The sequence below is a fragment of the Marinobacter flavimaris genome (assembly GCF_045057155.1).
GTDB lineage: Bacteria > Pseudomonadota > Gammaproteobacteria > Pseudomonadales > Oleiphilaceae > Marinobacter > Marinobacter manganoxydans.
Window position 1 is genome coordinate 666,324 of record NZ_CP171359.1, and the last position, 14,394, is coordinate 680,717.

14 protein-coding genes and 1 pseudogene are annotated in these 14,394 nt (G+C 51.6%); 6 read left to right on the forward strand and 9 right to left on the reverse strand.

The features are described 5' to 3' along the window. Together ACGK9W_RS03240 and eutC are read left to right on the forward strand one after the other, a co-directional pair. Complete coding sequence (locus ACGK9W_RS03240; RefSeq protein ID WP_339779393.1) at positions 1 to 1,410, forward strand: ethanolamine ammonia-lyase subunit EutB; 1,410 nt, start codon at positions 1 to 3, stop codon at positions 1,408 to 1,410. Continuing rightward, positions 1,407 to 2,264: an ethanolamine ammonia-lyase subunit EutC gene (gene eutC, locus ACGK9W_RS03245; protein WP_339779391.1), complete on the forward strand. Its 858-nt coding sequence runs from the start codon at positions 1,407 to 1,409 to the stop codon at positions 2,262 to 2,264. The genes ACGK9W_RS03240 and eutC overlap by 4 nt, the downstream gene beginning before the upstream one ends. On the opposite strand, the gene ACGK9W_RS03250 is transcribed toward eutC, so the two are convergent. From ACGK9W_RS03250 to ACGK9W_RS03285, 8 genes are all read right to left on the reverse strand, one after another. Continuing rightward, a complete protein-coding gene (locus ACGK9W_RS03250; protein ID WP_405421160.1) occupies positions 2,261 to 4,027 on the reverse strand; it encodes a dipeptide ABC transporter ATP-binding protein in 1,767 nt (588 codons plus the stop codon). The two genes, eutC and ACGK9W_RS03250, sit on opposite strands and share 4 nt — an antisense overlap. Before the next feature lie 14 nt (positions 4,028 to 4,041). After that, on the reverse strand, positions 4,042 to 4,989 hold the full coding sequence (locus ACGK9W_RS03255; RefSeq protein ID WP_339779389.1) for an acetamidase/formamidase family protein: 948 nt from the start codon (positions 4,987 to 4,989) through the stop codon (positions 4,042 to 4,044). Beyond that, a complete protein-coding gene (locus tag ACGK9W_RS03260; protein WP_339779387.1) occupies positions 4,989 to 6,608 on the reverse strand; it encodes an ABC transporter substrate-binding protein in 1,620 nt (539 codons plus the stop codon). The genes ACGK9W_RS03255 and ACGK9W_RS03260 overlap by 1 nt, the downstream gene beginning before the upstream one ends. Positions 6,609 to 6,656: 48 nt before the next feature. Continuing rightward, positions 6,657 to 7,583: an ABC transporter permease gene (locus tag ACGK9W_RS03265; RefSeq protein WP_405419046.1), complete on the reverse strand. Its 927-nt coding sequence runs from the start codon at positions 7,581 to 7,583 to the stop codon at positions 6,657 to 6,659. Further along, on the reverse strand, positions 7,583 to 8,440 hold the full coding sequence (locus ACGK9W_RS03270; RefSeq protein ID WP_405419048.1) for an ABC transporter permease: 858 nt from the start codon (positions 8,438 to 8,440) through the stop codon (positions 7,583 to 7,585). The genes ACGK9W_RS03265 and ACGK9W_RS03270 overlap by 1 nt, the downstream gene beginning before the upstream one ends. A 2-nt stretch (positions 8,441 to 8,442) precedes the next feature. Continuing rightward, positions 8,443 to 9,033, reverse strand: a complete 591-nt coding sequence (locus tag ACGK9W_RS03275) for an ANTAR domain-containing response regulator (protein WP_405419049.1) — start codon at positions 9,031 to 9,033, stop codon at positions 8,443 to 8,445. Then, positions 9,030 to 10,172 (reverse strand): transporter substrate-binding protein, encoded by a 1,143-nt coding sequence (locus ACGK9W_RS03280; RefSeq protein WP_339779379.1) that lies wholly within the window; start codon positions 10,170 to 10,172, stop codon positions 9,030 to 9,032. The genes ACGK9W_RS03275 and ACGK9W_RS03280 overlap by 4 nt, the downstream gene beginning before the upstream one ends. 640 nt (positions 10,173 to 10,812) lie before the next feature. Then, positions 10,813 to 11,019: a helix-turn-helix transcriptional regulator gene (locus ACGK9W_RS03285; protein WP_008937849.1), complete on the reverse strand. Its 207-nt coding sequence runs from the start codon at positions 11,017 to 11,019 to the stop codon at positions 10,813 to 10,815. A gap of 152 nt (positions 11,020 to 11,171) precedes the next feature. Between ACGK9W_RS03285 and ACGK9W_RS03290 the strand changes: the two genes are divergently transcribed. After that, positions 11,172 to 11,417 (forward strand): hypothetical protein, encoded by a 246-nt coding sequence (locus tag ACGK9W_RS03290; protein WP_062785067.1) that lies wholly within the window; start codon positions 11,172 to 11,174, stop codon positions 11,415 to 11,417. Next, entirely contained in the window at positions 11,410 to 12,243 is an 834-nt protein-coding gene (locus ACGK9W_RS03295) for an Arm DNA-binding domain-containing protein (protein ID WP_405419052.1), read from the forward strand. The genes ACGK9W_RS03290 and ACGK9W_RS03295 overlap by 8 nt, the downstream gene beginning before the upstream one ends. Here ACGK9W_RS03295 and ACGK9W_RS03300 read toward each other — a convergent pair. Beyond that, positions 12,158 to 13,411, reverse strand: a complete 1,254-nt coding sequence (locus tag ACGK9W_RS03300; RefSeq protein WP_008172221.1) for an IS256 family transposase — start codon at positions 13,409 to 13,411, stop codon at positions 12,158 to 12,160. The two genes, ACGK9W_RS03295 and ACGK9W_RS03300, sit on opposite strands and share 86 nt — an antisense overlap. Before the next feature lie 102 nt (positions 13,412 to 13,513). Here ACGK9W_RS03300 and ACGK9W_RS03305 point away from each other — a divergent pair. Next, positions 13,514 to 14,032: pseudogene (locus ACGK9W_RS03305) on the forward strand (site-specific integrase); the annotation flags it as partial. Then, the gene (locus ACGK9W_RS03310) at positions 14,025 to 14,291 is read left to right on the forward strand and encodes a hypothetical protein (RefSeq protein WP_092034143.1); all 267 of its coding nucleotides are present in this window, start codon (positions 14,025 to 14,027) and stop codon (positions 14,289 to 14,291) included. The pseudogene ACGK9W_RS03305 and the gene ACGK9W_RS03310, both read left to right, overlap by 8 nt. Positions 14,292 to 14,394: the final 103 nt, after the last annotated feature.

Below are 14,394 nucleotides of genomic sequence, written 5' to 3' on the forward strand. Positions count from 1 at the left end.
ATGGGTGGGTATGCACAGTTGGCTGGTGGTGAGCGTTGGCATTTTCAAGACCTGAAATGCCTTCTTGCAGCGGCAACTCCGCTCCGATCTGGAGATGTACTGGCGGGTGTTGCTGCATGCTCTGATACGGAGCGGGTTGCGGCGCAGATGGCTCTTGCCGATCTGCCCTTAAAGGCGTTCCTGAATGAAGCGGTAATACCCTATGAGTCCGATGAGGTCTCAAGGTTAATTCTCGACAACCACGATGCCTCGGCTTTCGCCTTGGTCAGCCATCTGACAGTAGGTGACTTCAGAAACTGGCTGTTGAGTGACGAGTGCACTGAGGAAAACCTAAAGACGATATCGGCGGGACTCACGCCCGAAATGGCCGCGGCAGTGTCGAAAATTATGCGTCTTCAGGATCTGGTGCTTGTGACGCAGAAGATCCGAGTCAAAACGGCGTTCCGAAATACCATGGGACTGAAGGGCAGAATGTCGACAAGGCTGCAACCGAATAGTCCAACGGATAGCGTATCAGCCATCGCCGCAAGCGTTCTGGATGGACTAATGTACGGTAACGGGGATGCAATGATAGGAATTAATCCAGCGACGGATAGCCTATCGGCCATCGGCGAACTGTTAGAAATGTTGGATTCTGTGGTTGGTAATTACAGTATTCCTACTCAGACGTGTGTCCTGACGCATATCACTTCCACTATTGAATTGATTAACCGGGGCAAACCTGTAGACCTTGTCTTCCAGTCTATCGCCGGGACCGAAGCGGCCAATCGTAGTTTCGGTGTTTCGCTGTCATTGTTGGAGGAAGGGCGTGAGGCCGCGATGGGCCTCAAGCGCGGAACGGTCGGCAACAATGTTATGTACTTCGAGACCGGGCAGGGAAGTGCTCTTTCGGCTGGAGCTCACCATGGTTTAGATCAGCAAACCTGTGAAGCAAGAGCATACGCGGTAGCCAGGCACTATGATCCATTCTTGGTTAATACCGTTGTTGGATTTATAGGGCCTGAGTATCTCTATAACGGTAAGCAAATTATTCGGGCCGGCCTGGAGGATCATTTCTGCGGGAAACTGTTAGGTGTGCCAATGGGTTGCGACATCTGCTACACCAACCATGCCGAAGCGGACCAAGACGATATGGACAACTTGTTAACACTCCTTGGGACCTCTGGGGTCAATTTTATAATGGGTATCCCCGGCGCCGACGATATCATGTTGAATTACCAAAGCACCTCCTTTCACGATGCACTCTATGTCAGGAAAGTACTTGGATTGCGTCCGGCGCCTGAGTTTGAGCGCTGGCTAAATGACATGGGAATTATGAAAATGGACGGTGGAGCTTTGACTACTAGTCAGAGTCTCCCGGCTCCCTTTTCAAGAGCAGTTTTGGCCGCGACGTCGGAGGCGGGCCAATGAATAGAGATAATCGTTTTCTATCTGGAGTTGTGACAGCTGATCCGTGGGATAATTTGAAACGGTTGACGGCAGCGCGTGTGGCGTTAGGCCGGGCGGGAACAAGTCTGCCAACATCAGCTCATCTGGAATTCCAGTTGGCCCATGCCGGAGCCCGGGATGCCGTGCACTCTGGCCTAGACGCCGATCGCTTGGCCGATCAGATACGTGACAAGGGCCTGAGATGCTTTGTCGGCAACAGTGCTGCTGTCGGTCGTGAGGAATACCTTCAGCGTCCTGATCTCGGGAGGAAGTTGGATGAGGCAACTAAAAAGTCTTTAAGCGATTGGCACCAGGAAGAGGGGGCTCCTGAGTTTGATCTTTCAATTGTTATTGCTGATGGACTATCTGCTAGAGCAGTGCGTGACCACAGCTTGCCGATGCTTGCTAACTTAATAACGTTGGCTGAAAAGGAGAGCTGGAGTCTATCGCCGGTTGTCATCATTCGCCAAGGGAGGGTCGCAATTGGAGACGAGATAGGAAGCCAGTTGGCGGCCCGTATGGTCGTCTTAATGATCGGAGAAAGGCCGGGGTTGAGTTCTCCTGATAGCCTTGGCGTCTACTTTACCTTCGAACCTAAGCCTGGTTTGCGGGATGACTCTCGAAACTGCATTTCAAATATTCGTCCAGAAGGTCTTAGTCATGCTTTAGCCAGCCATAAGTTGGCTGGTCTGCTTCGGGGTGCGAACGAGCGGAGGCTATCCGGGGTCCAACTCAAAGACGATTCAGAACTTGTAGCAGTAGATTCAGGCATCGCGGACATTGGCAATTTCCTCGCTCTTGCCGATATCCGCGAAAGTGACGCTTCGGAATCCTAAGCCTCTAGAGCCACCCAGTGGCCTTGGTTAATTTCGCCATACTGGCTTGGTTTAGATTGGTAACCTTTGGGTTTAATCGGATCTGGGGCTTTACTGTCTTCCAGTAGAGCCCGAAAGTCTCTCTTGCTGTCCAGGGCAGGAATCGGGACTGCAGAAAGTAAGCGCTGTGTGTAAGGGTGCTGTGGATTGTGCAGGACTTGATCCCTCGAACCAATTTCAACGATTCTTCCACCAAACATAACTGCGACTCGATGGCATAAGCGCTCAATCACGGCCATATCGTGAGAAATGAACAAGTAGCTCAGATTGTACTGGCTCTGCAGATCTTCCATGAGGTCAAGGACCTGTGCCTGCACAGACACATCCAATGCCGAGACCGGCTCGTCCGCAACGATGATTTTCGGGTTCAGTGCCAAAGCCCTGGCTATGCAAATTCGTTGGCGCTGGCCACCTGAAAACTGGTGTGGGTAGCGTGTCATAACATCTGCTTCCGGTAATCCAACCTGCGATAGCAATTGGGCTACGCGTTCCTTACGTTCTTCAGAATTGCCACGACCGTGAATGAGAAAAGGTTCTCCCACAAGCTCGGCAATGGTCTTTCTTGGATTGAGAGCGGCGAAGGGGTCTTGAAAGACCATCTGAATGTCTTGTCGAATCGCCTTCAGGGCGCTTCCTTTTAGGCCCCTGATATCTTTTCCTAGAACCTTAATCGAGCCTTCAAAGTTGAGCATGCTCATGAGCGCTCGCCCGGTTGTAGATTTTCCGCAACCGCTTTCCCCAACCAGACCAAGGGTTTCACCCTCGTGAAGTACAAAGTTAACGTGATCGACAGCGTGTACTTCCCTGGGGGGCTCGAACAAGGAATTCTTCCGCATTGGATAGCGGACACTCAGGTTTTCCACTTCAAGTACCGGTGGGCGTTCCGGCCTCTCCGATAGTGGCGGCGCTGTCCCCAGTCTAGGTACGGCGGCTAGAAGCTGCCTGGTATAGGCTGCAGCTGGATTGGAAAAGAGGGTTCGGATTGGAGCTGTTTCTTCCATAACACCGCGATTCATCACGACGACGTTGTCCGCCATTTCAGCAACAACGCCCATGTCATGGGTAATCATCAGTACGCCTGTTTGATACTCTTTCTGCAGCTCTCGAATCAATTCCAGTATCTGGGCCTGGATGGTGACATCGAGGGCTGTGGTCGGTTCATCGGCGATTAGAATCTGTGGGCTGCAGAGCATCGCCATCGCTATCATAACTCTTTGACGTAACCCGCCGGAAAGTTCATGCGGGTATTGGCGCAGACGCTCGGAGACTTTTGGTATCCGAACGGCGTCGAGCATAGACCGGATGTGCTGCCATGCTGCATCACCGGATGCGATTCGATGCCGCTTGAGGGTCTCCATCATCTGATCTCCAATGCGCATGATTGGATTCAAAGATGTCATTGGCTCTTGAAAAATCATCCCAATTTGTTTGGCCCGGATGTTTTGCATTTCCGGCTCAGACTTGCTGAGTAACTCTTCATTATGAAAAAGAATTGCACCACTCGGAGTGCGGGCCATTTTGGGCAAAAGCCCCATGATCGCGAGTGCTGATAACGATTTACCGCTACCAGACTCTCCTGCAATACAAAGTGTTTCTGACCTGTTCAGATTGAAACTGAGGTCGTCAACGACTCGCTTACATGACTGACCCTGACCAAACTCAATGCTCAGGTTTTCAACCGATAAAAGCGTTTTCCCGGCTTGTGCCGAATCAGGGACAGTCATACTCACGTCATCTCCTAGTTAAAAACGACTTTGGGAACATAGAAAGACACTACACAGTTAGGCATGTCGACAATTTCACTTATGCGTAGGTCTCCACACACGGAACACAGCATGTAGGCTTGCTCGACTGGCATGCCGTGCTCGCGAGCGACCCACTCAACGGCTCCGCTTACCGCATCGCGCGCTGCTTGCATAAGGTCTGGGCCCACGCCCGTGAAGACTTCGTAGCCCGCTTGGTCGAGGTGCCGAGTTACTGGGCCTGCCGTAGTAAATCGTGGCATCGCAAGCGGCGTATCTTTGATCAGATCCAAAGTGACGGTAATGTCCATGGCACTCTCAATTGCAGTGCCACAGATCTCTCCGTCCCCTTGGGCCGCGTGAGTATCTCCGATAGACAGTAGAGCACCCGCAACCTCCACTGGCAGGTACAGCGTAGAACCGGCGTTCAGATCGCGGATATCCAGGTTACCTCCGACCCGACGGGGTGGGACGACGGAATGTAAGCCAGGTTCTGCCAACGCCAAGCCAATCGTTCCGGCAAATGGTTTCAGCGGGACCCTGGCGTATTTGCCGAACATTGCCGGCGCCATGCTTGATGTATCGTAATTCCAGAGAGCCAGTGCTGGGTCTTTGAACTGGTCAGTCAGCAAGCCGAACCCGGGAATATTGGCTGTCCAGCCAAATCCCGAGGGCCGAAAGCTGTCGATCGTAATTTTCAGGATGTCACCAGGTTCCGCGCCTTCGACATAGACAGGCCCGGTGACAGGATTGATTTTGTCGAAGGGCATGTCACGAACCGATTCCACAGTCGAATCAGAAGTGAAGTACCCATTGCCGGAGTCTTTGCACTCAAGTTCCAGCGTGGTTCCAGGCGCTACTCGTGCAACTGGCGCAATGCTGTTATCCCATCCATGGTGGTGGTGATGACCATGAATGGTTTTTACGAGGCTGTTCTCACACATCACTTCACCCAGATATAGTCGTAGTTGACAGGGACGTGAACAGGGTCGACGTAGAGTGCATCTTCACCGCCCATTCGCTTGGAGTGCACGGTGACCCGCTGCTCGTTAAAAATAGGGACCCAGGGAGCATCCGCCATTGCTTGAGTAAATACTTCACCCCATAGCTCAGATCTTGCCTCTTGTTGATCGGCAGCGGCCATGGCATCTGCTTTTGCACCTTTAGCATCGAGTTCTTCGTTGCAATACCAAGCCCAATTCCAGCCTCCAGGAACTGCGCCGTCACAGCCAAGGATCGGTCCCCAGAAGTTTGAAGGATCCGGGAAGTCAGCAATCCATGCCATGCCACCGGACCAAACCATTGGAGCCTGATCCTGAACGCCACCAGCTGCGATCACATTGGCTTGTGCCAGCGATTTGATGTTCGCAGTAATGCCGATATTCGCCAGATCCTGCTGCATCGCCTGGGCAATTCGTGGCTGAGGATCGGTGTTCATAACGAACAATTCTGTTTCGAAACCGTCCGCGAAGCCTGCCTCTGCCAGCAAGGCCTTCGCGCCTTCTGGGTCAAATTTATACCCTTCGTAATCCGAGTCGTAGCCAGGCATCGCTGGCGGTAGGGGCTGATTGGCAGGTGTTGCCCGGCCGTTGATGATGCGCACGATGCGGTCTTTGTTGATCGCCATATTGATTGCTTTACGCACTTTTAGGTTGTCCAGCGGAGGCATCGTGACATTTAGCGTCAGGTATCCTGTATGTAGCTGGTCGCCTGTGACCATGAGATCCTGGAACCGCGGATCATTTTTAAACTGAAGGTATTTCGCTGGGGGAATCCCGTCGCCCGCGATGTCCACTTCGTCCCGCTCCAGGCGCTGCAACGCCACCAACGGTTCTTGGCCGACTTCGAAGGTGATGGTGTCGATGTAAGGAACGCCCGAGCGGAAATACTCTGGATTCTTCTCGAATACGAGCTTTTGTCCAAGAGTCCAGTCTGTGAGCTCGTAAGCTCCCGTGCCTACCGGATTCTTACCAAAGTCTTCGCCGTATTTTTCGACCTCTTCCTTGGGCACGATAGACGCAAAATTCAGTCCCATTACGTGCAGGAAGGTCGCATTTGGAGCAGTCAGTTCAATCGATACGGTGTAGTCGTCAACGACTTTGACACCTTCCAATTCAGTGGTCTCCCCCTGGGAAACCGCGTCATAGCCGACGATTGGAGAAAAGAAACCGGCGCCAGGACTTTTTGTATTTGGGTTGGAGGTTCGTTCCAAAGAATACTTAACATCGGCCGCCTTCATTTCGCGGCCATTATGGAATTTAACCCCTGGGCGTAATTTGAAGGTATAGGTCTTCCCATCTTCGGACAGCTTGTAGCTCTCGGCGAGATCTAACCTGAGTTCGGTGGTTCCGGGATCGTAGTCCATCAGGCCGTCAAACAAGCTTTTTATCATGGACCAGTTTTGCCAATCGTAACCAATTGCCGGGTCAAGTGTGGCGACGTCATTTTGATAGGTCACAATGATATCGCCGCCGTTCTTGGGTTCAGCTGCCTGAACATAGGCGGCAAACATGAGTGACGCGATAGCACTCGTGAAGAGGCTTTTACGAGTTTTCAAGGTCATAGTACGTGCTCCGTTGATTATCATTTTGCTTCTTTATGGTTAGTGCTCTTACGACTTCTCAAGGTTGATCCGAGGATCGACTAAGGGAACCAGCAGATCGGCAATAAGGTTTGCAAGGACGATGACGACTGCAGACACCATGGTGACTCCAACAATGACGGGAATATCGACACGTTGAATGGCTTGCCAAGCGAGCTGACCAAGTCCGGGCCAGCCGAATACAGACTCGACGACCACCAAGCCACCGATGAAGATGCCAATGTCGATACCGACCATCGGAATCACTGGAATAATTGCGTTGGGAAGGACATGGCGGAAAATGACGCGCACCCTCGTCAGACCCTTGGAGTGGGCCGTTCTGATGAAGTCTTGTTGTAAGACCTCAATCATCGACGAGCGCACCATCCGTGAGTACCAGCCACTGCCAAGGATGCCGAGTGTGATTGCGGGCAAAAGAATGTGGTGCGTTGTGCCATAACCGCCGAGTGGGAACCACTCCAGGTGGACTGCAAACAGGTAAAGGAACAGCATCGATGCGATGAAATGTGGTGACGATACTCCCACGAACGAGAACGCCATTAAGCCTCTATCCAGAGCCGTATTCCGTTTCAATGCAGCCAAAACACCCAGGCTGATACCAATCAGCAGTTCAAACCCAATACCCCAGACCAAGAGTTGCGAACTGGCAGACAGTCGTGACCCGATCAATGCCGAGACTTCTGTCCGTTGAGTGTAAGACCTGCCAAGGTCCCCCTGAAGCAGATTCATCAGGTATTGGAAATACTGTTGATAGAAGGGTAAATCCAAACCTAATTGCGCTCGGATATTGGCTATCGTTTCTGGTGTGGCACTTCGTCCGGCTAACTGTCGCGCCGGATCCGCCGGGATCAGGTAAAGAAGAAGATAAGTAATGAACGATACGCCAAGTAATATCAGAATGGCGTAGGCCAGACGTCGGAGAATATAGATAGTCATTAGTCTCTCCCTTTCAGAGATGGATCCAGCTCATCACGCAAGGCATCACCGACGAGGTTGAAACTTAGCGAAAGCAGGACAATCAGTGTTCCTGGGAAGAGCACCAGCCAAACGGCAGAGGTGAAATAGGTCTGACTCTCGAAGATGATATTGCCCCAGCTTGGAGTAGGCGGCTGAACGCCAACACCAAGAAACGAGAGCGTGGCTTCTAGCAATACCGTGGTGGATATTCCTAAAGTGGCCCAAACCATGATTGTTGGGAGTAAGTGAGGAAGTAGGTGTGAGAAGAGGATGCGACGAGTGCTGGCGCCCAACGTTCTTTCCACTGCTATAAATTCTCGGGAAGAAATAGCAATGGTTTCTGAGTAAATAACCCTGGCCACCTGGACCCAGTTAACCATCGCGATCACCAGAGCTACTATCCAAAGGCTAGGTTCAAGTATGGCTGCAAGAGCAATTGCCAGAAGAAGGGCGGGAAATGCCATCATAAGGTCGGTCATACGCATTAAAACGTTCCCAGCCCACCCCCTGAGAAAACCGGCGGTAACCCCGACTAAGGTGCCAATCAAAATTGCGATGCCATTGGCGACAATGCCGATGATAAGCGAGGTCTGTGCTCCATAAATCAACCGGGATAAGAGGTCTCGCCCCAGAAGGTCTGTGCCCAATAAAAAGGTACTATTTGGGGGAAGGGGAGCCCCCTCCATTGTTAGCCCCTCGAAAAACTGTTTGTTCGGATCGTAAGGTGCAATCCAGGAAGCAAAGAGTGATGCAAAGACGACGGAGACAATGACAAAAAGCGAGAAGGCAACCGATTTATGCCGACAGAGTTTTTTGATTAATTGGAGAGCAGACATAATTAGTTCCTGATCCCAATGGTAGGTTCTATCTGCTCGATATCAGTGCAGATCGTTTCGATACTGATATTGAGTTCCATTGATAAAGTGCGAATACGGTCGAAGGCATCATGCTCATCAATTTTCAGGTCTGTCATTAACCTTGCGACCGCTTTGGCGATTTGAGGGCGAGCCTGTATTTGGAGGGATTGGCGCGAGTTTTCAGCCTTCAAAGCGTTTATCTGTTCTCTTAAATTACTGGCCATCATCAGCGTGGTGTACACGGAGCTCTGAGTTAGCGGCCGATTTAGCATGGCGGTTGCGCCCACCCGAATTGCGCTCTGAATTTGTGACAGTGTTTCGTGGCGCGAAAGTGCGATTACGGGTAACCCCTGTTTACTGGCTTGATTCAGGATTTCTCGGCTCTGTAATTCATCAATCTCAACAATCACCGCGAGGATGTTCTCTTCGAGAGTCTGAACAGCTGAATCTGATGAGATGGCTTCCATTCCAAGACGCCGGATGCTCTTGGTAAGCATTTGCTCCGTCCGGTCGTCACAATCAACTAGCAAAAGCTTTCGGCGAATACGAAAAGACGGCTTTTCTTGTGTCATTTGACTAACCTCAGAAAGTTGCCTTGGTTACTCCGCGCTGCAAGGGTCCTGAACACGTCGAAGTTGCTTTGCACCAGGTATGGATCTGCGGCTATCGAGCCGCTTTCAACAAGAACGAGTTCGAAACGATTTCCTTTAGCTTCAGCGATAAAGCTGGGCAGGCTAAGGTGGTTGTTGTGCTCCGCAATCTTTATATCGCCCAACAAAGATTGGTATTCCATTCGATACAGAGCGTCAGCAATGGCTTCAGGATCGTCATGGCCGACTCTCTGCCGTGCCGTTGCAAATAGATGCATTGAGATATAGGCAGCGGTGTAATAGTGCGAGAAGGGCTGTCTCCCATGTAATGCGCTTTGTTTCGCAACGAAAGAGGGAGCGACGCTTTCAAAAAAAGCACCGCAAGACAGTAGTCGAATGGAGTCTGCACCTTGGATGCGTGGCAATTCAGATTCTGTAAAATTGCAACTCAGGACAGGGATGCGAATGCCTTTCTTTAAGCAAGCTGCGCTTAACTGGCGGAGGAAGTGGTATGAGGACTGACCGACCAAGTTGTTTAAAACAAAGCCAGGACGGTCTCTAATAATGGTTTCAATGAGGGTATCGAACCCCGTATCACCGAAGCGGTAGTATTTTTCTGTAATAACTTCGCCTGCAGCTGTCTCTACTATCTCGCGGGCGATCCGGTTACTTTCCCAACCCCAAACGTAATTCGAGCCCACCAGACATGCTCTAGCGCCAAAGTTGGCAATCGCATGTTGCATAAGCGGTAGAAGATTCTGGTTGGGGCAGCCGCCGAGGTAGAGAACATTTTCGCTGCATTCGTAGCCTTCATATGGACAGGAGTACCAGAGCATCCTATTGGCACGTTCCAAGTCTGGAATAATCTCTTTGCGACTTGCAGATGTTGTTGTTCCGAAAATGTGTTTAGCACCGCTTTCGATCAGGCGATCTAAGCAACCCGCGTACGCATTTAGTTCACCACGCGGATCCTGTTCTTCTGGCACGATGGTGAACTCGAAAGCGGGATCTTCGTTGATTTCCGTGATTGCATTTCGAAGACCAGCTAATGTGCTGCGCCCCATGTCCTGATATGTGCCATTGGACGAGACAAGTAATCCAACCTTTACAGTTTCAGACATCTTTCTATTCCATAAAAAAAGCCTGAGCATTCGCGAATTGCGAATGTTCAGGCTTCGATACCCCTAGCGCCCATTCCAGCGCTGCTATTTTTTTGAAGACTTACGGTTTTCGCCAGCTTCTGTAACTTGCTAACTAGTTAAGGAAATTTTGTGCCAACAATCAAGGAGATTATTTAACTTTCTGTTTATAGGGCATTTTTGTGGTTTATGGGTGATTTCCCTATTACTCGCCAACCGCAATTGATTCTTTAAGTGCCCCAAAATTAGGCCGGATGCATCAAGTTTGTGCGAAGTCGTTACCCTGGCCCGGTTTCAGTACCGCTCATCGTCAGAAAAGTCCGGGGGTTGCGGAGGGTCTGCGTAGATGGACGTAGAAGCTTCTAATCAACGGGGCCGGTTCTCCTTTGGTTCTCCAAACCGGCCCGTTACATAAGCTTTATTGCCAACCTGAATGTTCGCTTTGCGACCTCAGCGTGCCTTTGTTCTCGAATAGCGGATTGGGCAGGCCCCTATCTGACAGGGTCTGCTTTGTGGTCACAGCAAACGAAGTAGTTGGTCCGCGACGGGTCAAGCGATGGAGAGCAGCTGCGGCAACACATCATTGAATCGATGAGAGTGGCCCTTTAACCATCTCATTTGCTCAATGATCTTCTTGCAACTCGAGCAGGTCTCCCACCTCACATTCAAATAATCGGCAGAGTTTCTCAATAGCTTCCAGGTCTATCCTTTGCGCTGTTTCTTTGTAGAGCAGGGTTACAGTATTCCTGTTAAGCCCCGTCTCTCTGGCTACGTCCACGATCTTCATTTTTCGCTCGCCCATCAGCCGAGCGAGATGGCATCGAACCATTTCTGACCATCCTTAATTAAAAAATGTCATCCAGAATGGCAAAAAATGCTTGCAAATGTACTTTTGTTGCTTAAAATGTCATTTAGGATGGCATTCTGATATGGAGAATGTCTTTTGTTGATTTAGCGTAGCGCAACAGAAGGAAGATTTCGATGGAAAATTCCTACACCTACCTGACCACTGAAGAGCTTGCTGGCCGCATCAAATACGACTGCCGGACAATTCGTCAATGTCTTAAAGACACTGTGCTGTTGGAGGGCAAGCATTACATTAAGCCTTTCGGCCGGCGGAAAATTCTTTTCCTCTGGGAAGAAGTCGAAAAAGAGATGCTGGTCGGTGCTCGTGAGCACGAACACCTGTCAATTCCTATGGCAAGCGGAGCGGTATGTCATGGGTAAGGTGAGAGAGCGAAAGGAGACCGGCAAGCTTTATCTAGATTTTATGTTTGAGGGGCTACGGTGCAGGGAACAGACCGCGCTGCCAGATACGCCGGCCAATCGTAAAAAATGCGAAGCTCTTCTTCAGAAGGTTGAGGCCAAAATCCTTTTAGGTGAATTCGATTACGCTGAATTCTTTCCGGGCAGCAGGAACTTGAAAAAGCTGGCCAAGGCAGGCGCGCTATCCGGCACGGGTCGGGCTTCCAATGCAATGGCTGATCCGGAGCAGGAAACCGATCAGTCGCCGCTGTTCCCGGATTTCGCCGACCTGTGGCTTGAGGAGAACAAGATTCAATGGCGCGCCTCTCATCTACGCAATGTTGAGTCTATTCTTGAGAGCTCTCTCAAGCCGGCATTTAATAACAAACGTCTGACAGAAATCACCAAAGCGAACATCCTGGCAGCCCGCAACAAGCTGGCGAGCCGCAAGGGTAGGGCGGGCAATATCCAGATGGCTCCCAAGACCATCAATAGCCACATGGCGATTCTGCGGATGATTCTGACCGAAGGCGCCGAGCGCTTCGACTTTGCGAACCCGTATCGCAACATCAAACCGCTGAAGCTGAAGAAGGTAAACATCGAACCTTTTTCTCTGCATGAGGTAGAGCGGATTACCAAATATGTGCGGAAGGACTATCAGAATTACTACCTGGTTCGCTTCTACACCGGCATGAGTTATTGTCAAATCTGGTGTATGACCATCAGGCAGCGCTCCTGTCAGATTGATCCTCCACCGGTATTCCATCCTGAAACTGCACGTTGTCCACGACCAGCTTCAGTTGGTTGAACCCCTTGATCCGCTTCCAGCGTTTCTGGGCGGATTGGAGCAACTTGAACACCATCGATAACGTGGTGTCGCGATTGCCACAAGACCGGCTCCGCTTGGTTCTCAGCCGTACTGTGGCGAAGGTGGATTCAATCGGATTGGTGGTCCGTAAGTGAATCCAGTGAATCGCCGGGAAATCGTAGAAGGCCAGCAGCTCATCCCGGTCCTTCTCCAGGTTTTCCATGGCCTTCGGGTACTTGTCCCGGAACCGCCGCAAAGCGCTGTCAAACGCCTTGTGGGCGCTGTCACGAGTCTCTGCCAGGTAGATCTCATGCAAGGCTGACTTCACCTTCGGTTGCACCGACTTGGGCAGCTTGTCCAGCACATTGGCCGTCTTGTGCACCCAGCACCGCTGGTGCCGGGTGTCCGGAAACACTTTGCTCAGAGCCTTCCAGAAGCCCAGTGCGCCGTCACCCACAGCCAGCCTGGGCGACGGCTCCAGACCACGTTCCCGCAAGTCCGTGAGCAGCTCTCGCCAACTGGCCTCGGACTCCCGGTGGCCATCCTCGACAGCCACCAATTCCTTGTGGCCATGCTCAGTCACGCCGATGATTACCAGCAGACAGAGTCGATCGTCCAGCCGGACGTTGCTGTACACGCCGTCGGCCCACCAGTACACATAGCGTTTCTGGCTCAAGTCCCGGCGCTGCCAGTCCTTGTGCTCATCCAGCCACTTCGCCTTGAGCCGGGAGACCGTGTTCGCCGACAACCCGTTGGCCTGCTCGCCGACCAGCGCGCTCAGGGCCTCCTGGAAGTCACCGGAGGAGACGCCCCGCAGGTAGAGCCAGGGAATCAGTTCCTCCAGACTCCGGGCACGCTTCAGGTAGGGTGGCAGCAGGTGGCTGTTGAAGCGAATGCCAGAGCCACTGCGGTCCCGGACTTTGGGAACCTGGACTTCTACGTCGCCGACGCCGGTCTGAACAGTGCGTTTGGGAAGGTGCCCATTGCGCACCACAGCACGGCGGCCATCCGGTGTCTTGACGTCTGCGCACTGCTTCAACAGGCTCTCCAGCTCCGTCTCGACAGCCTGTGCAATCAGATCACGGGCACCCTGACGGATTAACTCGTGCAAGGGATCGTTGCCGGCTACCTCTGGTTGTGAAAGAGCATGCAGGTTAGACTTGGACATGGCGTATCATTCCTCTGTTGGTTGTGATCGTCGCGGTGATCAACCAACAGGATACGCCACCCCTTCAACCTGCTTCCATACACCAGAAATCACCATAACTCCACCGGCATGCGCACTGGCGAGATCGATGGCTTGAAGTGGGAGCACGTGGACTTTGAGAAGCGCGAGATTCTGGTTCGCGAGACGCTGATCAATGGTAAGACCGAGTACACCAAAACCGATGGCTCCCAGCGGGAAATCCCGATGTTTGGTCCGGTTTACGAGGCACTCAAGGCTCAGCATGCGGCAACTGGCAAGCTGAGCAAGTTCGTATTCTGTAATCGCCTTGGTGAGCCACTTGATCACAATAATGTCACCAAGCGCGTATGGTACCCCTTACTTCACGCTCTGAACTTGAAAAAGCGTCGGCCTTATCAGACACGGCATACCGCAGCCACGTTGTTGTTGGCATCCGGAGAGAATCCTGAATGGGTGGCTCGAGTGTTGGGCCATTCCTCTACTGAAATGTTGTTCAAGGTTTACTCGCGTTTTATTCCGAATGTGACCCGTATGGACGGCAGCGCCTTCGAGCGCCTGATTGGCTCGCGTTCAGAAGACTTGGAGGAATCTGAAAATGCCTAAATCATCTCTTAGCTTCGAGACTCAGAGAGATATCGCCGAAGTGGCGGAAGTTTTAATTCGTTTGAACAATATTTCGCAAGGGCGAGACCTGGTCTGGCTGCTAAAACAGCAAAGGGCGCGAGACAACTTCGATGCCGTCGCACTATGGCTTCGGAATGAGGTATGGAAGCGGCAGAGGAACCGTGAAGATGTTGATATTAGCACCTTGTCCAACGCTCTTCAGACGTATCTGACCAAAGCGTTGATGGATTTGGAATAGCTGTGAGCAGTAACTTGCTTTGGATGTATTTTAATGGCTCGAAAAGGCAGATATAAAATACTGAGAAATTGGTGGGTTAGTTAGGAGTTGCAACAGACAGACT